We start from the raw sequence: 25818 nt of genomic DNA, 5'->3' as shown, positions 1-25818 counted from the left end.
TACTTGTGACGCCTCTCCGCCGTGCCCAGGCCGGATCGGTGGTGGCGTTCGCCACCAACGGTCTGCTGTCCGCGACCTTCATCTCCCGCATCCCCGCGCTCCGCGAGAGCCTCGGCCTGAACAACTCGGCCGTCGGCCTGATGCTGCTGGCGATGGGCATCGGCTCCGTCGCCGCGCTGCCGCTCGCCGGGGGACTGGTGATGCGTTGGGGCGCTGCCCGGGTCGTACGCCGCTGCGCGCTGCTCTGCGTCGCCTCCCTGACCCTGGTGGCGATCTCCGGCAGCTGGCTGGAACAGGCGTGGCTGGTGGCGCTGTTCCTGGTGACGTACGGGGTCGGCTACGGGGTCTGGGACGTCGCCATGAACGTCGAAGGGGCCGCGGTCGAGCGGCTCGGCGGCAAGACGCTGATGCCGCAGCTGCACGCCATGTGGAGCGTCGGGACCGTGCTCGGCGGACTGCTGGGCATCGCCCTGGTGGGCACGCTGCCGACGGTGTGGCACATCGCCGGGGTCGCGGCGATCGCGCTGGCGGTCTGCTGGTGGGGGACCCTGGGCTTCCTCCCGGCCGGGGCGCCCCCGGAGGGGCACTCGCCGCGGCGTGAGCTGATCGCCGCCTGGCGCTCACCCCAGACACTGCTGCTGGGGCTCATGGTGCTCGCCTTCGCCGCCGCCGAGGGGAGTGCCAACGACTGGGTCTCGCTGGCGATGATCGACGGCTACGACGTGAGCCACCGGGTCGGGGTGGCGTGCTATGCGGCGTTCGTCTTCTGCATGAGCCTCGCCCGTTTCGCCGGCGCGAAGGTGATCGACCGGGTCGGCCGGCAGCCGGTCCTGATCACCTCGGCGGCGCTGGCGGGCATCGGGATCGTGCTGACGGTGTTCGCCGGCTCGTTCGGGCTCGCGCTGGCCGGGATCGTCCTGTGGGGCTTCGGCGCGGCCCTCGGCTTCCCGCTGGGGATCAGCATCGCCGCCGACGACGAGACCCGGGCCGCTGCTCGCGTCTCGGTCGTCTCCACGCTGGCCTACGGGGCCTTCCTCGGCTTCCCGCCCATCCTGGGTGCCGTAGGGGACCAGATCGGCACCCTGAGGGCGCTCCTGGTCGTCGCCGTCCTGATGGTTCCTGCGGCGGCGTTGGCTGCGACGGTCGCAAGGCGGCGTAGGTGATTTCGAGCCGAGTCGGCGCATCCGCACGCCTCGCTCGCTTCGCTTCGCTCCAAGGCGTGCAGATGCGCCGACTCGGCTACAACAGACGGGCTGCGCCCGCTTCGCTCCAAGGCGAGCAGATGCGCCGACTCGGCTACTCGAAGAGGGCGCGGATGTCGTCGGCGCCGATGGTGGAGCCCATGGCGCCTTCGCCGTCGACGACCTTCGCGAAGAGCTCGGCCTTGCGCTCCTTGAGCTCCATGACCTTCTCCTCGATCGTGTTGGTCGAGACCAGCCGGTAGACCATGACGTGCTGGGTCTGGCCGATGCGGTGGGCGCGGTCGACGGCCTGGGCCTCGGCGGCGGGGTTCCACCACGGGTCGAGCACGAAGACGTAGTCGGCCTCGGTCAGGGTCAGACCGACGCCGCCAGCCTTCAGGGAGATCAGGAAGACCGGGGCGTCGCCGTCGCGGAAGCTCTCGATGACCGCGCCGCGGTCGCGGGTGGCGCCGTCGAGGTAGGCGGCGTCGATGCCCGCCTCCTTGAGCCGGGTGCGCGCCCGGCCGAGGAACGAGGTGAACTGGCTGAAGACCAGCGCCTTGTGACCCTCGGCGGCGAGTTCCTCGATGTGGTCGACAAGCGTGTCGAGCTTGGCGGATCCGACATCGTCGTCATCGGGGTCGACGAGGCCCGGGTCGAGGGAGAGCTGTCGCAGCCTGGTCAGCGCACTGAGGATCGCGACCCGGTTGTCGTTGAAGTCGTCGAGCAGGTGCAGGATCCGCTGCCGCTCCTTGGCCAGGTGGGCGTCGTAGATCTTGCGGTGCGCCGGGTTGAGGTCCACGCCGAGGACCTGCTCCTGCTTGGGCGGCAGGTCGTCGGCGACGAGCTCCTTCGTACGCCGCAGCAGGAACGGACGCAGCCGGGTCCGGAACCGGCGCAGCGCCGCGTCGTCACCGGACTTCTCGACGGGAGAGACCACCGTGTCGCGGAACAGCCGCGGGCTGGGGTAGAGCCCCGGCGCCGTGATCGAGAGCAGCGCCCACAGCTCCATCAGCCGGTTCTCGAACGGCGTGCCCGTCACCGCGAGACGCCAGCGGGCATCGATGCGGCGGGCCGCTGCGTACGTCTTGGACTGGTGGTTCTTGACCTGCTGGGCCTCGTCGAGGACGAGACCGGCCCAGGGGCGCCCGGCGAAGGCGTCCTGCTCGAGCCGGAGGATGGCGTAGGTCGTGACGACGACGTCGGCGTCCTCACGGGCCTCGGCGACGGAGTCGATGCGCTTGCTCACGGTGCTCACCCGGAGGCCGGGGGTGTGGCGGCGGGCCTCCTGGACCCAGGCAGGTACGACGCTGGTGGGCGCCACCACGAGATAGGGGGCACGGGGGCCCGGCTGCGTGTGCACCGCGTGGGAGATCGTGGCCAGCACCTGGAGCGTCTTGCCCAGACCCATGTCGTCGGCGAGGATGCCGCCGAGACCCTGCTCGTGCAGGAACGCCAGCCAGTGGAAGCCGTCGAGCTGGTAGTGGCGGAGCTCGGTCGCCAGTCCGGTCGGCTCCGGCCGGGGGATCTCGCGCAGGTCGCGCAGCGCCTGGGCGCGCTGGACCCATTCAGCGGCCTGCTGGTCGACCACGCCGAGCTCGGCGAGCTCGGCCCAGACGCCGAGGTCGTGCTTGCCGACCGCGATCCCGTCGCCGGTGCGCTCGTGGAGCTGCCCGGCGGCCTCGACGACGTTGCGCAGTCGGTCGAGCTCGGGGCGGTCGGTGGTGATGTAGGTGCCGCTGGGGAGGATCAGGTGGTCGTCGCCGCGGGTCAGCGCTCCGAGCACGTCGGGAAGCGGCACGGCCTCGGAGCCGATCCGGATCACGACCTGCAGGTCGAGCCAGTCCTGCCCGGCCACGGCGGCACCGTCGGGCGAGGTGATCTCGAACGAGATCTCGGGGTCCTCGTCGGTCTCGCGGAAGTCGGGCCGCTCGACCTCGGTGACCTCGACGCCGTCGACCTCACGCAGTGCCGGCAGGTCGTGGATGGCGAGCGCGAGCGCGTCGCCGTCGCGTACCTCCTGCTTGCGGAGCAGCTCGGTGGAGACCTTCGCGCGCAGCGCGGCCTCCTCGGCCGGGTTGCGGACCAGGCCGAGGTCCTCGCGGGAGTCCACCGGGTAGTGACGTACGCCGTAGGCCCAGGTCCAGCCGAGCGTGGCATGCGTCGAGCTGCGCCAGGTGACCGTCAGGGTCAGGCGCGGCGCGGGAGGCTCCGGGATGTCGAGGGAGTCGTCGGCCGAGCGCAGCGGGACCAGCCGGGCCAACGGGCCCAGCAGGGCGCTCAGCGTGCCGATCTCGGCCTCGGGGACGGTCAGCGGGTCCCGGGCAGTGACCAGGCGCTGAGCGTGGGTCGAGAGCGGTCCGGAAAGGTCGGCGAGATGGAGCACCCCGGCATCGAGCACGCCCACCGAGCGGGTCGGGCGACCGATCGGGAGCACCGTCGGGCCGGCGTAGACCCGGTCACCGTGGGCCAGCCCGAAGCGGAGGACCGCCTCGCCGTCCTCGCGGCGCAGCTCGCCGGCGAGCGAGAGCGGCTCCTCGAAGATCACCACGCCGCGTACGTTCTCACCGGGCAGGACGGTCACACCGCCGCGGATCGCGTCGCGGAGCAGGCTGACCGCGTGCTCGCCGAAGTCGGCGAGGCTGAGCGAGGAGCCTCGGGCGTAGAGCAGCCGGTCGGACCGTAGCTGGCGGGCCAGCTCCTGCAGGGGGAGCAGCTGGCTGCGGGGGAAGTCCTTGCCGGGCACCGCGTTGGGGATGTTGGCCCAGTCGGCACCGGTCTTCGCCCAGCGCTCGCGGTTGCCCATGCGCATCGGGCGCAGCTCGACGGTGGGGGAGCCCGCCACGGCCGACCGAGGGCTGTGTACGTCGATCTCGAGCGCCAGCGCGGGCAGGTCGTCCTCGGGCTTGTTGTCCTCGGCGAGCTGGCCCAGGAGCGTACGCAGCTCCGTCTCCCACGACGGCCCCATCGGCGCCGCCGCGGCGCGCGAGCCGGCGAGGACCAGGCCGAGCGCGGCACCGTGCTTGCAGTTGTTGTGCACGGGGCAGCTGCACGAGCTGGTCGCTCTGACGACGCCGTTCCTGGAGTCCAGGTTGAGGGTCACGCGGTAGGGAGCCGGGCTGGTGCCTCTGACCTCGGCCGCCGCTCGCAGCGCACTGCTGCCGATCTCGGTGACCCGGGGCTCGCCGACCCGGCCCTGGGCCGCGTAGGCCTCGGCACGCTCGATGGTCTGGGGGTCGAAGGTCTCGCGGAGCAGGTCGTTCGTGAGAGCTTCGAGCAAGGGCACCCGATCTATTCTTCCAGCATGAGGCGGGTTCTGCGACTTCGTGGACGCTCGTGGTGAGCAGCGCCTCGTTCGGTGCGGTGGCAGTGGTCTAGACCAGCGGCGCATCGGCACGGGGTTGCGGTGCATTCATCGGCATGCATAGACGCACGCCCGACATCCCGTCCCGGACAACCGGATCCGAACCGATCGCGACAACTTTGTCGCGGAAAAGTAAAGCCACCTCGATCCGAGCGGGGGGATCCGGACCGAGGTGGCGATGAATACTTTCGGCCAAGTTGCCGGTGAATGCAAGTCGAACCGCCATGGCGGGAATGTGACGTGTCGTATATCTGCCATGATGACCGTCGTTCGTTGCCCCGCCACGGAAAGGCATGTCGGATGCTCGATGCGCTCGGTCTCGACAATCTCGAGGAGACGGTCTACCGCCAGCTGGTCGCCGCGCCGTCGGCCAACCTCGAAGAGCTGGCCGAGGCGGCCGAGCTGGACACCTACGCGGTCTCGGCGGTGCTGTCCGCGCTGGAGGGGAAGGGCCTGGTCGCCCGCGCCTCGGCCGGTCAGGATCGCTACGTCGCCTCCCCGCCGGCGGTGGCGCTCGGGGCGCTGCTCGTCCAGCGCCAGGACGAGCTGCGCCGCGCGCAGGTCGAGATGACCGAGCTCGCCGGGCTGTATCGGGGCTCGGTCGCTCGCCGGGACGTGGCCGACGTCGTCGACGTCGTGCACGGGACCGAGGCCATCGCCCAGCGGTTCGCCCAGCTGCAGTACTCGGCGAAGAAGTGCATCCAGGCGCTGCAGAAGCCGCAGGCCGCGGTCGTCACCCGGGAGGATGCCGACGAGGCCGAGCGGGCCGCGATCGAACGCGGCGTCCGGCACGACATCGTCCTCGAGCGCTCCGTCTTCGACACCCCCGGCATCTACGAGACCATCGACTCCGGCCTCGAGATCGGGATCGAGCTGCGGGTCGTGCCGACGGTGCCGCTGCGAGCCTTCATCGTCGATCGGGAGATCGCCCTGATCCCGCTGATGAACGGTGAGCACAACACGGTCCAAGACGCCTTGCTGCTCCACCCCAGCGGCCTCCTCGACGCGATCATCGCCCTCTTCGACCTGATCTGGACCTCGGCCCCCAAGCTCGTCGCGACGCCCGAGGGCACGGTCGAGACGGCCGCCGATCGCCTCGAGCCCCTGGACACCAAGGTGCTCTCGCTGCTGCTCGCCGGCCTGACCGACGCCTCCATCGGGGCGCAGCTCGGGCTGTCGCTGCGTACGGTCCAGCGGCGGGTGCGCCAGATGATGGACCGCGCGCGGGTCGACACCCGCCTCCAGCTCGGCTACGAGGCGGGCCGTCGCGGCTGGCTCTAGCGTTCGCCGCCCGGCACCCACAGGACGTCGCCCTGCTCGCGGTTGGCGTGCCGGGCGAGGATGAAGAGCAGGTCGCTGAGGCGGTTGAGGTAGGTCAGGGCGAGCTTGTTCATGGTCTCGCCGTGGACCTCGTACGCAGCCCAGGCCGCCCGCTCCGCGCGGCGCACGACGGTGCGGGCCACGTGCAGGTGGGCCGCGGCCACGGTGCCGCCGGAGAGGATGAACGAGCGCAGCTTCTCCAGCGGCTCGTTGTAGTCGTCGCACCAGGCCTCGAGTCGGTCGATGTAGGCCTGCTCGACGCGGAGCGGCGGATACTCGGGATCGTCGACGACCGGGGTCGACAGGTCGGCGCCCACGTCGAAGAGATCGTTCTGGACGGTCGTCAGCACCTTCACGACGTCCTCGTCGATGCCCCCGTGAGCCAGTGCGACACCGATCGCCGCCCCGGCCTCGTCGGTCGTCGCGTACGCCTCCAGCCGCAGATCGGTCTTGGCGGTCAGGCTCATGTCGCCGAGCCGGGTCTCACCGGCGTCGCCGGTGCGGGTGTAGATGCGCGTCAGGTTGACCATGCGCTGAGCCTATGCGGAGGGGCCATTTTCGGCGAACGTGGTCAATTGACAGAAAATTGGGACAGATGTGACGAATGAGGCTGGTGAGGTGCAACCAATCGGATTCGCCGAGCGTCATAGTGGGCGAGAGGGAGCGTCATGTGATGCGTAGAGCTTCTGTGTAGGGGCAATCCACTTCCTGGGGGATGGAGGCAGGGCATGGAGATCTTGATCGACGGGCCGACGCTGGTGCTGAGCGGAGATTTCGACGTACGCAGCACCTGGATGGCACGCAGCGTGATCTACGACCATCTCGACTCGGTGGAGGGTGACGTCGTGCTCGACGTCTCCGGTGTGAGCAGTGCCGATGTGACGGCGCTGAAGCTGCTCGCCGTCGCGACCCGGCAGGCCCATGCCGAGGGTCGCCGCCTCACTCTGCAGGGTTGCACTCCGGCGGTGCGCCGGATGCTCCACCTCTCCAGGCTCTATCGTGTTCTCGAGGTGGAGAACTCGCCGCTCATCGCCTAGCGGCGCGATGGGTAAAGGAGTGGCCCGGTGAGTGACATCTTCCACACCGGAGCCGGTTACTGAGCGGTAACCGAGGGGCTAGCATGCCTCTTATGACGGACACCACGCCTTCCGAGCAGAGCCGCCCGGCGAAGGATCGCTCCTGGCTGATGCGCACGTACGCCGGCCACTCGACCGCCGAGGCGTCCAACGAGCTCTACCGCACCAACCTCGCCAAGGGCCAGACCGGTCTCTCGGTCGCCTTCGACCTGCCCACGCAGACCGGCTACGACCCCGACAGCGTCCTCGCCCGCGGCGAGGTCGGCAAGGTGGGCGTGCCGATCATGCACATGGGGGAGATGCGCAAGCTCTTCGACCAAATCCCGCTCACCGAGATGAACACCTCGATGACGATCAACGCGACCGCCATGTGGCTGCTCGCGATGTATCAGGTCGCCGCCGAGGAGCAGAACCCCGGGATGGACCCTGCCGAGGTGGCCGCCAAGCTGGCCGGCACCACCCAGAACGACATCATCAAGGAGTACCTGTCCCGGGGGACGTACGTCTTCCCGCCGGAGCACTCCCTGCGGCTGATCAGCGACATGATCGCCTACACGGTCCACCAGATCCCCAAGTGGAACCCGATCAACATCTGCAGCTACCACTTGCAGGAGGCCGGGGCCACGCCGGTGCAGGAGATCGCGTACGCGATGTGCACCGCCATCGCGGTGCTCGACCAGGTCAAGGCCTCCGGTCAGGTGTCCGAGGAGGACTTCGGCAAGGTCGTCGGCCGGATCTCGTTCTTCGTCAACGCGGGCGTGCGGTTCGTCGAGGAGATGTGCAAGATGCGCGCCTTCGTCGAGCTCTGGGACGAGATCACCCGTGAGCGCTACGGCGTCGAGGACCCGAAGATGCGCCGGTTCCGCTACGGCGTGCAGGTCAACTCCCTCGGCCTGACCGAGGCGCAGCCGGAGAACAACGTCCAGCGGATCGTGCTGGAGATGCTCGCGGTGACGCTGTCCAAGAACGCGCGGGCCCGCGCGGTGCAGCTGCCCGCCTGGAACGAGGCGCTCGGCCTGCCGCGTCCGTGGGACCAGCAGTGGTCGCTGCGTCTGCAGCAGGTGCTCGCCTACGAGTCCGATCTGCTGGAGTACGGCGACCTCTTCGACGGCTCCCCGGTCGTCGAGGCCAAGGTGGCCGAGCTGGTCGCGGGCGCCAAGGAGGAGATCGACCGGGTTCAGGCCATGGGCGGGGCGATCGCCGCGGTCGACACCGGCTACATGAAGTCCGAGCTGGTCTCCTCGCACGCGCGCCGTCGCGCCGCCATCGAGTCCGGCGAGGAGATCATCGTCGGCGTCAACAAGTTCACCACCACCGAGCCGAGCCCGCTGACCGCGGACCTGGACGCCGCGATCATGGTCGCCGACCCCCGCGCCGAGGAGGCCGCCAAGGCCTCCCTCGAAGCCTGGAAGGCCGAGCGTGACGAGGCGGCCGTCTCCGAGGCGCTGGCCGCTCTGGCCGCCGCCGCGAAGACCGATGCCAACCTGATGTCGGCGACGTTGGAAGCCGCCCGTGCGGGCGCGACCACGGGGGAGTGGGCCGGCACCCTGCGCGAGGTCTTCGGCGAGTTCCGGGCGCCCACCGGCGTCTCCGGCGCCGTCGGTGCGGCGGAGGCCGGCGCCGAGCTGTCGGCCGTACGCGACCGGGTCAAGGCCACCGGCGAGGAGCTCGGCGTCAAGCTGCGCATGCTCGTCGGCAAGCCGGGCCTGGACGGTCACTCCAACGGCGCCGAGCAGGTCGCCGTCCGCGCCCGTGACGCCGGCTTCGAGGTCATCTACCAGGGCATCCGGCTCACCCCGGAGCAGATCGTCGCCGCGGCGGTCGCCGAGGACGTACATGTCGTCGGGCTCTCCATCCTCTCCGGCTCGCACATGTCGCTCGTGCCGTCGGTGGTCGAGGGGCTGCGCGAGGCGGGTCTCGGTGACGTACCCGTCATCGTGGGTGGCATCGTGCCCGAGTCCGACGCAAAGACGCTGATCGAGTCGGGGGTCGCGGCGGTCTACACGCCCAAGGACTTCAGCCTCACCGAGATCATGGCCGACATCGTCGAGGTCATCCGCAAGGCCAACGACCTCTCCTGAGCAGAGGTTCGACACGGCTTCCGAAAAAAGTTCGGGAGCCGTGTCGATCCGGTGTCGTGGCCATTCGTGAAAGGGGCAGAGGGAGGCGGACAGCGCCTCCCGCCACTTCACGGGAGTACGAGATGTCCACGATCACCACCGCCCAGCAGACCACCCGCTCGACCCGCGCTGCCCGCAAGCATGTCTGGCTCCATGGCCTCGGCGCCACGGTCGTAGCCAGCGCGGTCGTCACCGTCCTCGCCATGGCCGCCTCGGCGGCCGGGGTGAGCTTCGAGACCGCCAGCGGCACGATCCCGCTCGCCGGCTACGCCCAGCTGACCGCCCTCTTCTCGCTCATCGGGGTCGCGATGGCCGCGGTGATGGCCCGCGTGGCCCGCCACCCGCGACGTACGTTCGTGGTCACCACCGTCGTGCTGACCGTCCTCTCGCTCGTCCCCGACGTCACCTTCGGCTTCGACGCCGCCAGCGCGGTCGTCCTGATGCTGCTGCACGTCGTCGCCGCCGCCATCGTCATCCCGGTGCTGGCTCGTCGCCTCGCCCGGTGATCAGGCCTAGTAGCCTGCCGCGCATGCGAGTAACGGTGGTCGGAGCCGGAGTCATCGGGCTCTCGTGCGCGGTACGGCTGCTTGAAGCCGGTCACGAGGTCACCGTGATCGGCCGGGAGCGGACGAGCGGGACCACCTCGGCGGTGGCCGGCGGGTTCTGGTTCCCCTACCTCGCCGAGCCACGCGACCGGGTGACGGCCTGGGCGGCCGAGACCTTCCGAGAGCTCGCCCGGCTGGCCGAGGAGGAGCCGGAGGCAGGCGTACGCATGGTGCACGGCACCCAGCACAACCCCGAGGCCGACCTGTGGTGGGCCGAGCCGCTCACCGACCTGACCGTGACCGAGGGCCGTGCCGAGTTCACCGTCCCGATCGCCGAGATGCCGGTCTACCTGCCGTGGCTCGAGCGGCGGATCACCGAGGCGGGCGGAACTATCACGACCGGGACCGTCGACGACCTGGCGAGTCTGGACGCCGACGTCGTGGTCAACGCGACCGGACTCGGTTCGCGCGAGCTGGTCGGCGACACCAGCCTCTACCCGGTCCAGGGCCAGATCGTCGTCCTCGGACCGGGCGCCACCGAGGAGTGGTTGGAGGCCGAGGGCGACGCCCCCTCCTACGTCTTCCCGCGCGGTGGCGACACCGTGGTGGGAGGTACGTCGGTGCCGCACGCCTGGGACCAGAGCCCGGATCCGCGTACGGCTGAGCGGATCCTGGCTGACGCCACCGCAGCCGTGCCGGAGATCGCGAACGCCGAGGTCAGGGCCCATCTGGTCGGCCTCCGGCCGGCGCGGCCCTCGGTCCGGCTGGAGCGCGAGGGGCGGGTGGTGCACTGCTATGGCCACGGCGGCGCCGGGGTCACGCTGAGCTGGGGCTGTGCCTCCGAGGTGGCCGCGCTCGTGGAAGTAAGGCACGCCTAACCCTGCTGTTACCCTTCGAGCGTGGGCAAGAAACAGAAGCCTCCCAAGACGGAGTGCTGCGTGTCGAAGTCGCGCTGCAAGCGGTGCCCGATCCGCATGCTCAAGGAGGGCACCCTGCCCGAGGGGATGACGGTCAAGAAGCGCCGTCTGGTCACCCTCGACGGCAAGCCCGTCAAGAAGAAGCATCTGGCTGCTTGACGGAAGGCGCCGCCAAGTTGCGTCCGAGGTGGTAGGAATTGCCTTGCATTCGACTACCTACTCGCGCAAGGACGTTACCGATGCCTCACGCCACCCGCCGCTCTGTCCTGTCCGGTGCTGCTGTCACGGGCGCCGCGGCGCTGAGCGCTGCCGGTTACACCGCCGCCCCGGCACACGCGGGCAAGCCCGACACGGTTCGGCTGACCGTGCTCGGCACGACCGACCTGCACGGCAACGTCTTCAACTGGGACTACTACAAGAACGCCGAGTTCTCGAACAGCGCAGGCAACGAGATCGGCGTCGCCAAGGTCAAGACCTTGATCGACGCCGTCCGCGAGGATCGTCGGGGCGAGCCGATCCTCACCATCGACGCCGGTGACACGATCCAGGGCACCCCGCTGGCCTACTACTACGCCCGGATCGACCCGATCACCGAGGGCGCGATCCACCCGATGGCGCGGGCGATGAACCTGGTCGGCTACGACGCCGCCGCGCTCGGCAACCACGAGTTCAACTACGGCATCGACACGACCCGGAAGTTCGAGGAGCAGGTGAACTTCCCGATGCTCGGCGCCAACGCGGTCGACCCGTCGACCAAGCTGCCGGTCTTCCCGCCCTACATCATCAAGGACTACGACCTGGGCCGCGGCCGCCGCCTCCGCGTCGGAGTGCTCGGGCTGACCAACCCCGGCATCGCGATCTGGGACAAGGCCAATGTCGAGGGGAAGATGGAGTTCCCGGGGCTGGTCGAGCAGGCCAAGATCTTCGTGCCCGAGCTCAAGAAGGCCGGCTGCGACCTGGTCATCATCAGCGCCCACTCCGGCGCCGACACCTCCAGCTCCTACGGTGACGAGCTGCCCCCGGAGAACGCCTCGACCCTCGTCGCCGAGCAGGTGCCGGACGTCGACGCGATCCTCGTCGGCCACGCCCACCGGGAGATAACCCAGCGTTACGTCACCAACACCGCGACCGGCAAGCAGGTCCTGCTGACCGAGCCGCTCTACTGGGGCATGCGCGTCTCCGTGATGGACCTGGTCGTACGCCGCGAGAAGCGCCACGGCCGACCTCGCTGGGTCCTGCAGTCGGCGACCTCGCATACGCTCAACTCCAACACCGTCGACGCCGACCCGGAGGTCTCGGCCGCCGTCCAGGAGCAGCACGACGTCGTGATCTCCTACGTCAACTCCGTCGTCGGCACCTCGGCGATGGAGATGCTGGCCGCGCGGGCGGTCGTGGAGGACGTACCCATCATCGACTTCGTCAACTACGTCCAGGGCGACGCGGTCAAGGCGGCGTTGACCGGCTCCGACGCCGACCTGCCGGTCATCTCGATCGCGGCCCCGTTCAGCCGTGCCGCGGCCTTCCCCGCGGGCGAGGTGACCGTACGCGACGTGGCCGGCCTCTACATCTACGACAACACCCTGATGGCGGTGCGCATCACCGGCGCCCAGCTCAAGGACTACCTCGAGTTCAGCGCCCGCTACTTCAAGCAGGTCAGCGGCACCGGCCCGTTCCCGATCGACGCCGTGACCAACGCGCCGACCGACACCGCGCCCAACGGCACGCCCGACTACAACTTCGACACCATCGCGGGCCTGGACGCGGCGCTGACCTACGACATCGACATCTCGGTCGCGGTGGGCTCGCGGATCACCGACCTCGCCTACGACGGCGTCGCGGTGACCGACGCGCAGGAGTTCGTGCTCGCGGTCAACAACTACCGCCAGTCCGGTGGCGGCGGCTTCCCGCACGTCACCGACGCCACCGTGGTCTACAACCAGCAGGTCGAGATCCGCCAGCTGCTCATCGACTGGGTCACCGCCCACCAGGTCATCGACCCGGCCGCCTTCGCCTCGGTCGACTGGCGCCTCGTCTCCGGCGGCGAGCCGATCACCGTGCAGTAACCGCTGGTCGAAGGCCACTTCGTTCAGACCTCGGAGCCGCTAGGCGGAGGCGTGTCGAGGCCAACACGGTCTGCTGTCGCGGAAGACGGGATGTGTTGGTCTCGACACGGACTCGCTGGCGCTCGCCCGGCTCGACCGACGGGGGTGGTCTCAGCGGGGGTTTGCCCAGTTGAGCAGCTGGCTCATCGAGATCAGCAGGTCGTCCAGCCGCCGCTCCACGCTGTCCAGGCGCGCGTTGACGCTGTCGATCGCAGCGTCGGTGCGCTCCATCCGGTTCTTGATCGCATGGAACTCCGCCGTGTGCATCTGCTGCATCGTGAGTAGATCGATCATGATCGCCTCGACGTCGCTCACGGACAGGCGGCCCCCAACGCCATGCCCCGAGTAGTTCATGGACATGGCGTGAATCTTGTCACGCAGTTCCTACTCAAAGGTAGGGAATGGGGTTTCCCCGACGTGAACTTGCCTGACCGTGCACCAACTGTTGGTCAGAAGAGTCTCTCGGTCGGATCGTCGAGGCCGCGGAGCGCGTCGTAGTCGACGATTGCGCAGGTGATACCGCGATCTTCGGCCAGCACACGGGCCTGGGGCTTGATCGCCTGAGCAGCGAAGATGCCGCGTACCGGGGCCAGCATTGGGTCTCGGTTGAGGAGCTCGAGATAGCGGGTCAGCTGCTCGACGCCATCGATCTCACCGCGCCGCTTGATCTCGACCGCGACCGACTTCCCGTCGGCGTCGCGGCACATCAGGTCGACCGGCCCGATCGCGGTCGGGTACTCGCGGCGTACGAGGGTCAGTCCCTCGCCCAGCGTCGCCGGGTGGTCGGCGAGGAGCTCCTGGAGATGCTTCTCGACGCCGTCCTTCTGCAGGCCGGGGTCGATGCCGAGGTCGTGGGACGTCTCGTGGTGGATCTCGTCGATCAGGATCCGCAGGGTGTCGTCGGTCTTGGAGGTGACGGTCCATTCGATGCGACCGTCGTCGGACTTGCCCTCCGAGAGGGTGCAGGGCGGCGACATCCAGTTGAGGGGCTTGTAGGAGCCCCCGTCGGAGTGGACCAGCACCGATCCGTCGGCCTTGAGCATCAACACCCTGGTGGCCATCGGAAGGTGGGCGGTGAGCCGCCCCGCGTAGTCGACCTGGCAGGTGGCAACGACGAGTCTCACCGGGAGAACGTATCGCATGGCCCCATGTGAGCAGCGTCACGCCACCAGGGGTTACTCATGGGTAATAAATTTGGCAGTCTTCCGTCGCATGACGGTTTCGACCCAGGGTTCCATCCACGACGTGCTCGTGCTGCCCTACCTCAACCACGCCATTCGCATGCTCGAGTCGGGCTACGCCACCGCCACCGACATCGACAACGCCATGTGCTTCGGCTGCGGCTACCCCCAGGGGCCGCTGGCCACGGCCGACGAGATCGGCGCCGCCGCCGTACGCGACGCGCTGCTCGCCCGCTTCGAGGAGACCGGCGACAACCTGCACAAGCCCGCCGAACTGCTCGCCAAGGTCGCCGGCGAGGCGGGGACGTTCGCCGCGGTGGCCGGGGACCACGCCAAGGCTCCGGAGCTGCGCCACACGATCGAGAAGATCGGCGTGGTCGGCACCGGCACGATGGCCTCCGGCATCGTCCAGGTCTTCGCCCAGGCCGGGTACGACGTCGTCTTCGTGGGCCGCTCCCAGGAGAAGCTCGACGGGGTCGTCGCCGGCATCACCAAGTCGCTCGACAAGGCCATCGCGAAGGGCCGCTCGGACGAGGAGACCAAGGCCGCGGTGCTCGGCCGCCTCACCGGCAGCACGTCGCGCGAGGACCTCGGCGAGGCCGACCTGATCGTCGAGGGCATCGCCGAGGACCTCGAGGTCAAGACCGAGCTCTTCAAGGACCTCGACCGGATCGCCAAGCCCGGCGCCATCCTGGCCACCACCACCAGCTCGATGCCGATCACCGAGCTCGCCAAGGTCACCGCACGCCCCGGCGACGTCATCGGCATGCACTTCTTCAACCCCGCGCCGGTGATGAAGCTGGTCGAGGTGGTCACCACCGACCTCACCTCGCCCGAGGTCGACGAGACCGTGCGCGCACTGTCCACCGCGGTCAAGAAGGTCCCGGTCTCCTGCGGCGACCGCTCCGGCTTCATCGTCAACGCGCTGCTGTTCCCCTACCTCAACGACGCGGTCAAGCTGCACGAGTCCGGCGTCGCCATCGCCGAGATCGACGCCGCGATCAAGGAGACCGCGGGCTTCCCGATGGGCCCCTTCGAGCTCCTCGACGTGGTCGGCAACGACGTCTCCCTGGCCATCCAGACCGAGCTCCGCAACGAGTTCGGCGAGCCCGGCTTCGACCCCGCCGCCCTTCTGGTCCAGAAGGTCCAGGAAGGCAAGCTCGGCCGCAAGACCGGCGAGGGCTTCCACACCTACTGATCCCAGCCCCGCCGATCCCAGCCCCCGCCGAGAAGTCACGTACGTCGGCCGAGGCGTCACCTACGCGAATCGAGTCGGCACTTCGGTGCCGGCTCGATTCGCGCGAGTGACGCCTCGGCCGGCGGGGGTGACGCTTCGGTCAGGGCTTGGGGTAGCCGCGGCGTACGGCTCGTTCCAGGATTCCGAGGGTGGCCCGGATCGACTTCTGGTCGATCACCGGGAAGATCGCCTTCCACTCGGGGAGGGCGGTGGACCAGTCGCAGTACGAGGTGACGCGGGTGTCGCCGGAGTCGAGCTGCTCGAGCTCGTAGCCGAAGCGGTGGCCGATCGGCGGCTTGATGGTGCCTTCGATGGTCCACTCGATGGACCGATCGGGTTCGAACCCGGTGATGATCACGGTGACGTCGTACTTGCCGAGCGGGTAGTCGCCCAGGGCCTCGCGGTCCATGTGGACGACGAACCGGTCGCCGACCGCGCCCACGGGCGATCCCTCCGCGGACTGGAGCATGCCGGCGGCGTCGATGGCCACATGGCCGTCGGGGTCGATGAGAACGGCGAAGATGTCGGTGGGGGAGGCGGGGATGATCCGCTCGGCGTCGATGCGTTCGGCGTCGATGCGCTCGGTGGTCTGGGTCTGGTCGGTCACAGTGCCCGAATCTAGCGACGTCCCGGCGTGCCGGGCATCACACCGTGGCAGGATGCGGGGCATGAGTGAGCGCACGATCGAGACAGTCGGAGTCGTCGGCCTGGGCACCATGGGTGCCGGGATCGCGGAGGTGTTCGCCCGCAACGGGTTCACCGTGGTCGGGGTGGAGCGTGACGAGGAGGGCCTCGAGCGTGGCAAGGCCCACCTGGCGCACTCGACGGGCCGCGCGGTCAAGCGCGGCAAGCTCAGCGAGGAGGAGCAGGAGGCGCTGCTCGGCCGGATCTCCTTCGCCACCGACCCGACGGCGCTCAAGGACGTCGACATGGTCGTCGAGGCGGTCGTGGAGTCGCTGGAGCTGAAGAAGTCGATCCTCGCCACCCTCGACGAGATCGTGGCTCCCGAGACGATCCTGGCGACCAACACCTCGTCGCTGTCGGTCACCGAGATCTCGACCGCCTCCAACCACCCGGGCCGGGTCGTCGGCGTGCACTTCTTCAACCCCGCTCCGGTGCAGAAGTTCGTCGAGATCGTACGCACCGTGGTGACCGAGCCGGACGTGCTCGAGGATGTGCGCGAGGTCGTCGGCAAGGTCGGCAAGTCGCCGGTGGTCTGCGGTGACCGGGCCGGGTTCATCGCCAACGCGCTGCTCTTCGGCTACCTGAACCACGCGGTCTCGATGTTCGAGGGCCACTACGCCACCCGCGAGGACATCGACACCGCGATGCGGCTGGGCTGCGGCTACCCGATGGGGCCGCTGGCGCTGCTGGACCTGATCGGCCTGGACACCTCCTACGAGATCCTCGACACGATGTACCGCCAGGGTCGCGACCGGCTGCACGCCCCCGCGCCGATCCTCAAGCAGATGGTCACCGCCGGCATGCTCGGACGGAAGTCGGGCCGCGGCTTCTACACCTACGAGGCGGCCGACTCGCCGGTCGTCGTCCCGGACGCGCTGACCCCGAGCGCCGACGCCACCCATGAGCTGCGCCGCACGATCGCGAAGATCGGCGTCGTCGGCACCGGCACGATGGCCTCAGGGATCGTCGAGGTCTTCGCGAAGGGCGGCTACGACGTGACGTACGTCGGGCGCAGCGCCGACAAGGTCGACGGTGTCGCCGCGCGGATCACCAAGAGCCTCGACAAGGCGATCGGACGCGGCAAGCTGGAGGAGTCGGCGAAGCCGGAGATCCTCGGCCGGCTCACCGGTACGACCTCGCTGGACGACCTGGCCGACGTCGACATCGTCGTAGAGGCGATCGCCGAGGACCTGGCCATCAAGACCACGCTCTTCGAGAACCTCGACGACATCTGCAAGCCGGGCGCGATCCTGGCGACCACGACCTCGAGCCTGCCTGTCATCGAGCTGGCGAAGGTGACCAAGCGGCCCTCCGACGTCGTCGGGATGCACTTCTTCAACCCGGCGCCGGTGATGAAGCTGGTCGAGGTCGTCTCCACCGTCACCACCGCCGAGGAGGTCGCCGAGACCGTACGCGCCCTGTGCTCGAAGGTCGGCAAGTCGCCGGTCTCGTGCGGGGACCGGGCCGGCTTCATCGTCAACGCGCTGCTCTTCCCCTACCTCAACGACGCAGTCAAGATGCTCGAGGGTCACTACGCGACCGCCGACGACATCGACACCGCGATGAAGCTCGGCTGTGCGCTGCCGATGGGCCCGTTCGAGCTGCTCGACGTGGTCGGCAACGACGTCTCGCTGGCCATCGAGCGCGAGCTCTACCTGGAGTTCCGCGAGCCGGGCTTCGCGCCCGCCCCGCTGCTGGAGCACCTGGTCACCGCCGGTTACCTCGGCCGCAAGACCGGCAAGGGTTTCCGCGACTACTCCTGAGAAGAGGTCCCTCCCGGCCCGACCACCGTGGCAGTACGCTGAAAGACGTGGGACTTCTGATCGCACTTCTCATCGTCGTCGCGGTGATCGGGACCGTGGTAGTGACCAGCAAGCGTTCGCAGGCGCGAGCGCTGGAAAAGCAGCGCGCTGACCTCGAGCCGGTCAAGCAGCTCGCCTTCGAGGACGTGACCGCGTTCGGTGAAGAGCTGCAGAAGCTCGACCTGGACATGGCCGGCAAGGAGCTCGACGAGGGCGCCAACGCCGACTACCAGCGCGCGCTGGACGAGTACGAGACGGCCAAGCGCACCGTCGACAAGATGACCGAGCCCGACGACGTCAAGAAGATCACGACGATCGTCGAGGACGGCCGCTATGCGATCGCCTGCGTCGAGGCGCGGGTCGCCGGCGAGCCGTTGCCGAAGCGTCGCCCGCCGTGCTTCTTCGACCCCCGCCACGGGCTCTCGGTCGAGGACGTGGCCTGGGCGCCGCCGGGCGGCACCACCCGTGACGTACCCGCCTGCGCGCTCGACGCCGAGCGCGTCAAGGTCGGCGCGGAGCCCGACACCCGCAAGGTGATGGTCGGCAACGAGCGCGTTCCCTACTGGCAGGGTGGCCCGGCCTACCGGCCCTACGCCGCCGGCTACTTCGGCAGCTTCGGGCCGATGGACTGGATGTTCGCCGGGCTGATGTTCAGCGCCTTCGGCGGCTTCGACGCCTTCGGTGAGATCGGCGAGGGCATGGGCGACGCGATCGGCGGCATCGGTGAGGGCATGGGCGACATGTTCGGCGGGATCGGCGACGGCATCGGCGACATGTTCGACGGCTTCGACTTCTGAGTTTGTACGCTTCCCCGGTGCCACCACTTCATACGCTCGAGCTCGGCGACGCCGGAAGTCGTGTCGTCTTCCTGCACGGACTCTTCGGCCAGGGACGCAACTGGAACACCCTCGGCAAGCAGCTGGCCGACAAGCATCGGGTCACGCTCGTCGACCTGCCGCACCACGGCCGCTCCCCGCAGCCTGACACCTTCGACTACCTCGAGGTGACCGCGGCCGTCGCCGAGCTCCTCTCGGCCGACGACCCCGCGACCGTGGTCGGCCACTCGATGGGTGGCAAGGTGGCGATGCTGCTCGCGATCACCCGGCCCGAGCTGGTCGCGAGGCTCGTCGTGGCCGACATGTCGCCGGTCGTCTACGACCGCGTCGGCGGCTTCAAGACGTACGTCGACGCCATGCGGAGCCTCGACCTGGACCGCATCACCCGCCGCGAGGAGGCCGACGCCGGGATGCGGGAGGCGGTCCCCGACGCGACCGTCCGCGGCTTCCTGCTGCAGAACCTCCGCCGCGACGGCGACAGCTGGCGCTGGTCCATGAACCTCCCCGTGCTCGGCCGCGACCTCGACCGTCTCGGCGCCTGGCCGACCGAGGAGCTGAAGGCGTACGAGCCGTACGACGGCCCCGTGCTGTGGGTGGCCGGCGAGCTGTCCGACTATGTCACCGACGAGTACGCGCCGGCGATGAAGGAGTGGTTCCCGCGCTACCGCAAGGTGACCATCAAGGGGGCCGGTCACTGGGTGCACTCAGAGAAGCCGGAGACCTTCCTCGCGGCCCTGCGTCAGTTCTTGGGCGACTGAGCCACCGCGGCGTCTACGCTGTGCGGCATGGAGCGTGACAGACCCGTCATCGTGCTGGTCGGCGGCGAGCATGCCGACGTCATCGAGCGGGAGTTCCGGGCGCGGTACGACCGCGACTACCGGGTCGAGACGGTGGTGGGTTTCGACGCGGGCCTCGACCGGACCAGCGGGCTCGTGGCCGAGGGTGCGCAGATCGCGATGGTCGCCGTCGAGCACGTGCTCGACGAAGGCACCTCGATCGACTTCCTGCGCCGCGTACCGGGCATCGTGGCCACGGCACGCCGGGTTGCGCTGGTCTCGTGGGAGGACTTCTCCGGCGCTCTGGACGACCTGCGTGCGGCGGCGCTCGAGCGAGAGATGGACACCTACGTCCTCATCCCGCGCGGCCCGCGGGACGAGGAGTTCCACACCGCGCTGATCGAGCTCCTCTCGGAGTGGGGATGGTCGGTGGGCAGACCCCTGGTGACCGTGACAGACGTCGTCGCCGAGCCGGGTGACCGTGACGCGGCGGCGATCCGGGACCTGCTCGAACGAATGGGGTTCCCGCATCGCGCGCTCGAGCCGAGCGACGACGAGGCGAAAGAGATCATCGAGGCCGCAGGTCCGGGGGCGCAGCTGCCCCTGGTCCATACCTTCACGGGCCGCGTGGTCTCCGGCGCGACGGCGGCGACGGCCGCCGAGGCCATCTACGGCGGGTTCGACGAGATCCCTGAGGGAGTGATCGCCGACGTCGCCATCGTGGGTGGCGGGCCAGCGGGCCTCGCGGCGGCCGTCTACGCCGCGTCGGAGGGTCTGGCGACGGTCGTCGTGGAGCGCGACGCGATCGGCGGCCAGGCAGGGTCGAGCTCGATGATCCGTAACTACCTCGGCTTCCCACGTGGCATCTCGGGCATGCGCCTCGCCCAGCGATCCCGCATCCAGGCCAGCAGGTTCGGCGCGCGATTCTTCACCGGGCGTCCGGTGACCGGGATCGAGCCCGGTCCGGTCGACGAGCCCGAGCACCAGCACGTGCACGTGCGCGGCGCGCAGTTCTGCGCCCGTACGGTCGTGCTAGCGATGGGCGTGACCTATCGCCGGCTCGGGGTGCCCGCGGTGGACGACCTGGTGGGCGCTGGCGTGTACTACGGCGCCGCGACGTCGATGGCGCGCGAGATGCAGGGCCGGGACGTGTTCGTGGTCGGTGGGGGCAACTCGGCCGGACAGGCAGCCATCCACCTCGCCAAGTTCGCGAGCACGGTGACGATCCTGGTCCGGCGAAACGACCTCGCGGAGACCATGTCGGCCTATCTCGTACGTGAGATCGACGCGACGTCGAACATCCAGGTCCGGCCGCGCACGATCGTCGGCGACGGCGGTGGCGACGGTCGGCTGGAGTGGCTGCGACTGGAGAACCTGGACACCGGCGAGGACACCAAGACGTCCGCCGACGGCCTCTTCTGCCTGCTCGGCGCGGAACCTGACTGCTTGTGGCTGGCGGACGGGGTCGCGCTCGACGAGCACGGGTTCGTCCTGACCGGACGCGACGTACCCCGCGAGGCGTGGGTCGACGGGAGCCCGCCCGCGAGTCTGGAGACGACGGTGCCGGGTGTGTTCGCCGTCGGCGACGTACGTGCCGGGTCGATGAAGCGGGTTGCCTCCGCGAGCGGCGAAGGTGCGTCGGTGCTTCCGCTGGTGCACGCCCACCTGGCGAAGCTGCGCGCCCGGGAGTTCGGCGCCTGACCCCCTGGGACGGTGGGCGGAGAGTGGGCTAGCTGCCCGACAGGAGCCGCCGGAACACCTCGACGATCCGATCCGCATCCGCCTCGGACGTACGCCAGTTGCTGAACGCCAACCGCAGGGCCGGGATGCCCTGGTGGACCGTGGGGGTCACGAAGGTGACGCCGGTATCGGCGACACGGCGGGCGAGGTCGGCGGGATCGCCGGGGACCTTCAGGCACACGATGTTGAGTCGGACCGGGGCGAGCAGCTCGACGCCGTCGATCTCGGCGAGCAGCCGCCCGGTGCGGTGAGCCAGGGCGATGGTGCGCTCGACGATCTCGCGGTGGCCGTCGCGGCCGTAGGCGTACAGGGTGAACCAGGCGGGCAGGGCGCGCAGGCGCCGGGAGCTCTCCGGGGTCAGGTGTACGAAGTCGGGGGAGGCCCCGGGGAGGCCGATGTAGGCCGAGGCGTTGCTGAAGACCCGGGCCTGGAGGTTCTGGTGGCGGCTGAGCTGGATCGCGGAGTCGTAGGGGACGTTGAGCCACTTGTGCAGGTCGACGCAGATCGAGTCGGCGCGGGAGAGGCCTGCGACGAGGTGGGCGTGGGCGGGGGAGAGGGCAGCGAAGGCTCCGAAGGCGCCGTCGACGTGCAGCCAGAACGGGAACTCGTCGCGGAGGTCGGCGATGGCGTCCAGGTCGTCGAAGTCGCCGGTGTTCACGGTGCCGGCGTTGGCGACGACGATCACGGGCCGGCCGCCCTGGTCGCGCAGCGCGGTCCGCAACGCCTCGACGTCGACCGCATCGCGGTCGGGGAGGAGAGCCACCGGCTGGAGGCTGTCGCGGCCCAGGCCGAGCACGGAGAGCGCCTTGGAGACGGTGGAGTGGGCGGCGCCCGACAGCACGACGACCGGACCGAGCGCCGCGACGCCCTCGGTCGAGACCGATACTCCGCGCCGGTCGCCGAGCCACTCGCGCGCCAGCGCCAGCCCGGTGAGGTTGGACATGGTCGCGCCGGTGACGAACGCTCCGCTGAAGTCGCCAGGAAGGCCCAGCAGGTCGAGGAGCCAGCGCACCGTCTCGCGCTCCAGGTCGCTGGCGGCGGAGTCCTGGACCGTGATGGTGTTCTGGTCGAAGACCGGGGTCAGCCAGTCGCCGGCGACCGCGGCCGGGGTCGCCCCGCCGGTGACGAAGCCCAGGTAGCGGGGGCCGGCGCTCGCCGAGAGGCCCGGTGCCCAACGGGTCTCGAAGTGACGCAGAGCGGCTTGGCCGCCGGCGCCCCGGGCCGGTAGCCGCTCGACGGAGGGTGGCCGGAACGGAGACGTCACCGGTCTGCCGTCGAGTCCGGCGATGATCTCTTGTGCGTAGTCCTGGATCGCGCCGAGGAGATCGGTCATCCCGGCGAGGTCTGCGTCGAGCCGTGGGTCCATCCTTCGACGGTAGGCCTTCTCAGGGCTCGATGAGACCCGCTCTGATGGCATATCGCGTGACCTGGGTGCGATCGCGGAGGCCCAGCTTGGCGAGGATGTTCTCGCGGTGCCGCTCGACGGTCTTGTAGGAGATCGTCAGCTCGCGGGCGATCTCCCGGGTCGAGTGGCCCTCGGCGATGAGCTTGAGCACCTCGTCCTCGCGCTCGGTCAGCACCGTGCGCGGCAGGCTCTCGCCACGGTTGAGCCGGTCCAGATAGTCGCGGACCAGCGCACTCATCGCGCCGGGGTAGACGAAGGCCTGGCCGCTCATGGCGGTGCGGCAGGCCTTGACCAGGTCCTCGTCGGCGACCGACTTGAGGACGTACCCGCTGGCGCCGACCTTGAGCGCCTCGAAGAAGTACTGCTCGTTGTCGTGCATCGAGAGCATCAGCATCTTCGGAGGCGTACGCATCCGGGCGATCGTGCGTGCGGCCTGCAGCCCGGTCATGCGGGGCATGGCGACGTCGAGGATCACCAGGTCGACCGCGACGTCGCGCAGCGCCGCGACGGCTTCGGCTCCGTCGGCGGCCTCGGCGACCACCTCGAGGTCCGGTTCGGCGTCGAGGATGAGGCGGACGCCGCGGCGTACGAGGGTGTGGTCGTCGGCCAGCAGGATCCGGATCTTCGCGGGCGTGGGCGTCACAGCGGCACCTCCAGGCGGACGGTGGTGCCACGGCCGGGGGCGCTGGTCACGCTCAGGTCGGCACCGACGAGCAGGGCCCGCTCCCGCATGCCGCTGATCCCGGCGCCGGCCACGAGGGCGGCGCTGCCGCGGCCGTCGTCGGAGACGGTGAGGACGACCGTGTCGCCGACCTTGCACAAGGAGAGCTCGGCGGTGGCGGCGTGGGCGTGACGTACGACGTTGGTGAGCGCCTCCTGGGCGACCCGGTAGATCACCAGCTCACGGTCCTGGGGCAGCTCGGGAAGCCCGCGGCCGATGGTGCGGCGTACGGTCGTGCGGCCCAGGGCGCCGACGTCGGTGGCCAGGGAGGCGAGGGCGGCGTGCAGGCCGAGATCCTCGAGCACGCCCGGCCGTAGCTGGCGGGCCACGCGGCGTACGTCGTCGATGCCGGTGCGCGCGGACTCGCGGACGGCGGCGAGCTCGGGGCGTACCTCCTCCGGCACCTGTCGCTCCAGCCCCTTGAGCCCCAGGAGTACGACGGTGAGCGACTGTCCCACCTCGTCGTGGAGCTCCTGGGCGATCCGGTGTCGCTCCGCCTCCTGCGCGGCGAGCGCCTTGGCGTTGCTGGTGCTCCGCTCGGTCTCCAGCCGTTCGAGCATCGCGTTGTAGCTGGCCACGAGCCGCGCGCCGGCGCCCTTGCCCGGGGTCGGCAGACGCTGGTCGGGGGAGAGGTGGTCGACGGAGTCCATGGTGCGGATCACCCGGTCGATCGGCGCCAGGCTACGCAGCAGCAGGAGCGCGTTGAGGGTCGCCATCACCACCAGCCCGACCGCCAGCACCACCGCCTCCGAGGCCAGGACGCGCTCCGAGACCCGGGCCGGGGACAGCGCCAGGACCAGGGTGCCGACGCAGAACACGGCCCAGTTGGTCAGGCAGACCCGCCAGTAGAGGGGTAGGTGGCTCATGCCCCAACCCTGACATGCTCGGTGGCCTGGCCTTATGGGTGGCAGCACCCATTCGGATCGAGTCTCCGGTAACGGAGGGTCGATGGCATGGAGCTCAACGCATGATCGTGTACGCAGCGGTGGCCGTCTTCATCGTCACCTACGGCCTCATCGCCACCGAGCGCGTCCACCGCGTCGCCGCCGCTCTGGGTGGCGTCGCCGCGATGGTCGCGCTCGGGATCATCAACGCCGAGTCGGCCTTCTTCAGCCACGAGACCGGGGTCGACTGGGACGTCATCTTCCTGCTCTTCGGGATGATGGTGATCGTCGGTGTCCTCAAACAGACCGGCTTGTTCGAGTTTCTCGCGCTGTGGGCGGTCAAGCACTCCGGCGGCCGCCCGGCGCGCCTGGCGACGCTGCTGATCCTGGTCACCGCGGCGCTCTCGCCGATCCTCGACAACGTGACCACCGTGCTGCTTGTCACACCGGTGACGCTCTCGGTCTGCGAGCGGCTGGGCCTGCGTCCGATGCCCTACCTGATCTCGCTCATCCTGGCCGCCAACGTCGGCGGCACCTCGACCCTGATCGCCGATCCGCCCAACATCATCGTGGCCAGCCGGGCCAACCTGACCTTCGACGACTTCCTGATCCACTCCCTGCCGCTGTGCCTGATCCTGCTGGTCGTGCTGATCGGGCTGGTCCGGGTGCTCTTCCGGCGTGACTTCCGTGGCCGGGTCGACCTGGACGGCCTGATCGAGCCGCCCGCCTCGGCGATCCCGGACCGTGGGCTGCTCTACCGCTGCCTGGCCGTCCTGGCCCTGGTGATGCTCGCGTTCGGGCTGCACACCGAGCTCCACCTGGACCCGTCGCTGGTCGCGATGCTCGGTGCCGGCGCGATGGTGGTCGTCTCCCAGACGCAGACCGAGGCGTTCCTGGAGGAGGTCGAGTGGTCGACCCTGGCCTTCTTCATGGCGCTGTTCGTGCTGGTCGGCGGGCTGGTCGAGGTCGGTGTGATCGGGTCCCTCGGGACGTACGCCGCCGAGCTGATGGGCGACAACGAGCTCGCCGGGGTGACCGGGTTGATGATCGGCTCGGCCGTCGTGGGCGGCTTCGTCGACAACATCCCCTACACCGCGGCGATGGTGCCGATCGTGGAGGAGATGGTCGCCGCGACGCCGTCCTCGGGCGCAGACAGCCCACTGTGGTGGGCCCTCGTCTTCGGCGCCGACCTCGGTGGCAACACGACCGCCGTCGCCGCCGGCGCCAACGTGGTGGTGCTCGGCCTCGCCGCCAAGGCCGGCCACCCGATCAGCTTCTGGAGGTTCACCAGGTACGGCATCGTGGTCACGATCGTGACCCTCGCCGTCGCCTGGGTCTACGTCGCGCTCCGCTACTTCGTGCTCGCCTGACGCTCCCGATAGGCGGCGACCGCGTTGCGGTTGGTGCAGGTCGGTGAGCAGTAGCGCTTGGAGCGGTTGCGGGAGAGATCGACGACCACGCCGGCACAGTTGTCGTCGGCGCAGATCGAGAGGCGGGACAGCTCGCCGGCGCGGATGACGTCGACCATGGCCATCGCCGTCTCGACAGCGATCCGCGTGGCCAGCGGGGCGTCGGGCTCGGTGGCGTGGATGTGCCAGTCGTAGTTCGTGTGGCGGACCAGCTGAGGAGTCGCGCGGTGCTCGGCGAGCATCTCATTGGTCAGCCGCACGGCCTCGTCGCGCTCGGCGGTGAGCAGATCGCGCAGCCGGACGCGGAGCGAGCGGACCTCGTCGAGCTCGGCTCGGTCGCGGTCGTGCCGCCCCGTGTAGTCGTACGTCACGAAGAACTCGTCGAGGGCCGCCACGGTCGCCAGCTCGTCGACCGAGCCGGGGGAGAGGGCAAGGGTGTTCGCCAGCGCCGCGGCTGCCTGGAGGGCTACGTCCGTGTCATGGGTGAAAACCATGTTGACACATTACCGCGCCGGTGG

24 protein-coding genes are annotated in these 25818 nt (G+C 69.6%); 14 read left to right on the top strand and 10 right to left on the bottom strand.

All coding sequences use genetic code 11. The features are described from left to right. Positions 1 to 5 precede the first annotated feature (5 nt). Positions 6 to 1163 (top strand): MFS transporter, encoded by a 1158-nt coding sequence (locus tag ABT304_RS02295; protein WP_350713163.1) that lies wholly within the window; start codon positions 6 to 8, stop codon positions 1161 to 1163. Between the two features lie 133 nt (positions 1164 to 1296). On the opposite strand, the gene ABT304_RS02290 is transcribed toward ABT304_RS02295, so the two are convergent. Further along, the gene (locus ABT304_RS02290; RefSeq protein WP_350713162.1) at positions 1297 to 4467 is read right to left on the bottom strand and encodes a DEAD/DEAH box helicase; all 3171 of its coding nucleotides are present in this window, start codon (positions 4465 to 4467) and stop codon (positions 1297 to 1299) included. Between the two features lie 88 nt (positions 4468 to 4555). Continuing rightward, the gene (locus tag ABT304_RS02285) at positions 4556 to 4771 is read right to left on the bottom strand and encodes a hypothetical protein (protein ID WP_350713161.1); all 216 of its coding nucleotides are present in this window, start codon (positions 4769 to 4771) and stop codon (positions 4556 to 4558) included. A gap of 74 nt (positions 4772 to 4845) precedes the next feature. On the opposite strand from ABT304_RS02285, the gene ABT304_RS02280 reads away from it, so the two are divergent. Further along, on the top strand, positions 4846 to 5826 hold the full coding sequence (locus tag ABT304_RS02280; protein WP_350713160.1) for a helix-turn-helix domain-containing protein: 981 nt from the start codon (positions 4846 to 4848) through the stop codon (positions 5824 to 5826). Here ABT304_RS02280 and ABT304_RS02275 read toward each other — a convergent pair. Next, complete coding sequence (locus ABT304_RS02275) at positions 5823 to 6395, bottom strand: cob(I)yrinic acid a,c-diamide adenosyltransferase (protein WP_160027765.1); 573 nt, start codon at positions 6393 to 6395, stop codon at positions 5823 to 5825. The two genes, ABT304_RS02280 and ABT304_RS02275, sit on opposite strands and share 4 nt — an antisense overlap. Before the next feature lie 198 nt (positions 6396 to 6593). On the opposite strand from ABT304_RS02275, the gene ABT304_RS02270 reads away from it, so the two are divergent. From ABT304_RS02270 to ABT304_RS02245, 6 genes are all read left to right on the top strand, one after another. Beyond that, entirely contained in the window at positions 6594 to 6902 is a 309-nt protein-coding gene (locus ABT304_RS02270) for an STAS domain-containing protein (RefSeq protein ID WP_160027767.1), read from the top strand. A gap of 92 nt (positions 6903 to 6994) precedes the next feature. Continuing rightward, positions 6995 to 9022, top strand: coding sequence for an ethylmalonyl-CoA mutase (locus ABT304_RS02265; protein WP_350713159.1), 2028 nt, complete (start codon positions 6995 to 6997; stop codon positions 9020 to 9022). Positions 9023 to 9144: 122 nt separating this feature from the next. Continuing rightward, positions 9145 to 9567 (top strand): DUF6069 family protein, encoded by a 423-nt coding sequence (locus tag ABT304_RS02260; RefSeq protein WP_350713158.1) that lies wholly within the window; start codon positions 9145 to 9147, stop codon positions 9565 to 9567. A gap of 23 nt (positions 9568 to 9590) precedes the next feature. Next, positions 9591 to 10484: an NAD(P)/FAD-dependent oxidoreductase gene (locus ABT304_RS02255; RefSeq protein WP_350713157.1), complete on the top strand. Its 894-nt coding sequence runs from the start codon at positions 9591 to 9593 to the stop codon at positions 10482 to 10484. Positions 10485 to 10505: 21 nt separating this feature from the next. Continuing rightward, a complete protein-coding gene (locus ABT304_RS02250) occupies positions 10506 to 10682 on the top strand; it encodes a hypothetical protein (RefSeq protein ID WP_350713156.1) in 177 nt (58 codons plus the stop codon). A gap of 80 nt (positions 10683 to 10762) precedes the next feature. Further along, the gene (locus tag ABT304_RS02245; RefSeq protein ID WP_350713155.1) at positions 10763 to 12586 is read left to right on the top strand and encodes a bifunctional metallophosphatase/5'-nucleotidase; all 1824 of its coding nucleotides are present in this window, start codon (positions 10763 to 10765) and stop codon (positions 12584 to 12586) included. A 150-nt stretch (positions 12587 to 12736) separates the two neighbouring features. Here the strand turns inward: ABT304_RS02245 and ABT304_RS02240 are convergent, their stop codons facing one another. Together ABT304_RS02240 and nucS are read right to left on the bottom strand one after the other, a co-directional pair. Next, entirely contained in the window at positions 12737 to 12985 is a 249-nt protein-coding gene (locus tag ABT304_RS02240) for a hypothetical protein (protein WP_141795502.1), read from the bottom strand. Between the two features lie 89 nt (positions 12986 to 13074). Continuing rightward, positions 13075 to 13749: an endonuclease NucS gene (nucS, locus tag ABT304_RS02235; RefSeq protein WP_350713154.1), complete on the bottom strand. Its 675-nt coding sequence runs from the start codon at positions 13747 to 13749 to the stop codon at positions 13075 to 13077. A gap of 88 nt (positions 13750 to 13837) precedes the next feature. Between nucS and ABT304_RS02230 the strand changes: the two genes are divergently transcribed. Next, complete coding sequence (locus tag ABT304_RS02230; protein ID WP_350713153.1) at positions 13838 to 15004, top strand: 3-hydroxyacyl-CoA dehydrogenase family protein; 1167 nt, start codon at positions 13838 to 13840, stop codon at positions 15002 to 15004. Between the two features lie 139 nt (positions 15005 to 15143). Here ABT304_RS02230 and ABT304_RS02225 read toward each other — a convergent pair whose 3' ends face one another. Beyond that, the gene (locus ABT304_RS02225) at positions 15144 to 15650 is read right to left on the bottom strand and encodes an SRPBCC family protein (RefSeq protein ID WP_350713152.1); all 507 of its coding nucleotides are present in this window, start codon (positions 15648 to 15650) and stop codon (positions 15144 to 15146) included. Positions 15651 to 15711: 61 nt separating this feature from the next. On the opposite strand from ABT304_RS02225, the gene ABT304_RS02220 reads away from it, so the two are divergent. Genes ABT304_RS02220 through ABT304_RS02205 form a run of 4 tightly spaced genes read left to right on the top strand, consistent with a single transcriptional unit; the run spans position 15712 to position 20842 of the window. Further along, entirely contained in the window at positions 15712 to 17490 is a 1779-nt protein-coding gene (locus tag ABT304_RS02220) for a 3-hydroxyacyl-CoA dehydrogenase family protein (RefSeq protein WP_350713151.1), read from the top strand. A 47-nt stretch (positions 17491 to 17537) separates the two neighbouring features. Further along, entirely contained in the window at positions 17538 to 18326 is a 789-nt protein-coding gene (locus ABT304_RS02215; RefSeq protein WP_350713150.1) for a hypothetical protein, read from the top strand. A gap of 17 nt (positions 18327 to 18343) precedes the next feature. Then, positions 18344 to 19123 (top strand): alpha/beta fold hydrolase, encoded by a 780-nt coding sequence (locus tag ABT304_RS02210; protein WP_350713149.1) that lies wholly within the window; start codon positions 18344 to 18346, stop codon positions 19121 to 19123. Positions 19124 to 19150: 27 nt separating this feature from the next. Next, positions 19151 to 20842, top strand: coding sequence for an NAD(P)/FAD-dependent oxidoreductase (locus ABT304_RS02205; RefSeq protein ID WP_350713148.1), 1692 nt, complete (start codon positions 19151 to 19153; stop codon positions 20840 to 20842). Positions 20843 to 20870: 28 nt separating this feature from the next. On the opposite strand, the gene ABT304_RS02200 is transcribed toward ABT304_RS02205, so the two are convergent. From ABT304_RS02200 to ABT304_RS02190, 3 genes are read right to left on the bottom strand one after another with little or no spacing between them, the layout of a single operon-like run. Next, the gene (locus ABT304_RS02200) at positions 20871 to 22247 is read right to left on the bottom strand and encodes a pyridoxal phosphate-dependent decarboxylase family protein (protein WP_350713147.1); all 1377 of its coding nucleotides are present in this window, start codon (positions 22245 to 22247) and stop codon (positions 20871 to 20873) included. Between the two features lie 19 nt (positions 22248 to 22266). Next, entirely contained in the window at positions 22267 to 22929 is a 663-nt protein-coding gene (locus tag ABT304_RS02195; RefSeq protein ID WP_350713146.1) for a response regulator, read from the bottom strand. Beyond that, positions 22926 to 23873: a HAMP domain-containing sensor histidine kinase gene (locus ABT304_RS02190; protein WP_350713145.1), complete on the bottom strand. Its 948-nt coding sequence runs from the start codon at positions 23871 to 23873 to the stop codon at positions 22926 to 22928. Before ABT304_RS02190 ends, ABT304_RS02195 begins: the two co-directional genes overlap by 4 nt. A 101-nt stretch (positions 23874 to 23974) precedes the next feature. Here ABT304_RS02190 and ABT304_RS02185 point away from each other — a divergent pair, with 101 nt between their 5' ends. After that, the gene (locus ABT304_RS02185) at positions 23975 to 25261 is read left to right on the top strand and encodes an ArsB/NhaD family transporter (RefSeq protein ID WP_350713144.1); all 1287 of its coding nucleotides are present in this window, start codon (positions 23975 to 23977) and stop codon (positions 25259 to 25261) included. Here ABT304_RS02185 and ABT304_RS02180 read toward each other — a convergent pair. Beyond that, positions 25243 to 25794, bottom strand: coding sequence for a CGNR zinc finger domain-containing protein (locus tag ABT304_RS02180; RefSeq protein WP_350713143.1), 552 nt, complete (start codon positions 25792 to 25794; stop codon positions 25243 to 25245). The two genes, ABT304_RS02185 and ABT304_RS02180, sit on opposite strands and share 19 nt — an antisense overlap. Between the last annotated feature and the right edge of the window lie 24 nt (positions 25795 to 25818).

Source organism: Nocardioides sp. NPDC000445, from assembly GCF_040300245.1.
In the GTDB taxonomy this organism is placed as follows: Bacteria; Actinomycetota; Actinomycetes; order Propionibacteriales; family Nocardioidaceae; genus Nocardioides.
Note: the sequence above shows the minus strand (reverse complement) of the source record. Positions and strands in the feature narration are given on the sequence as shown.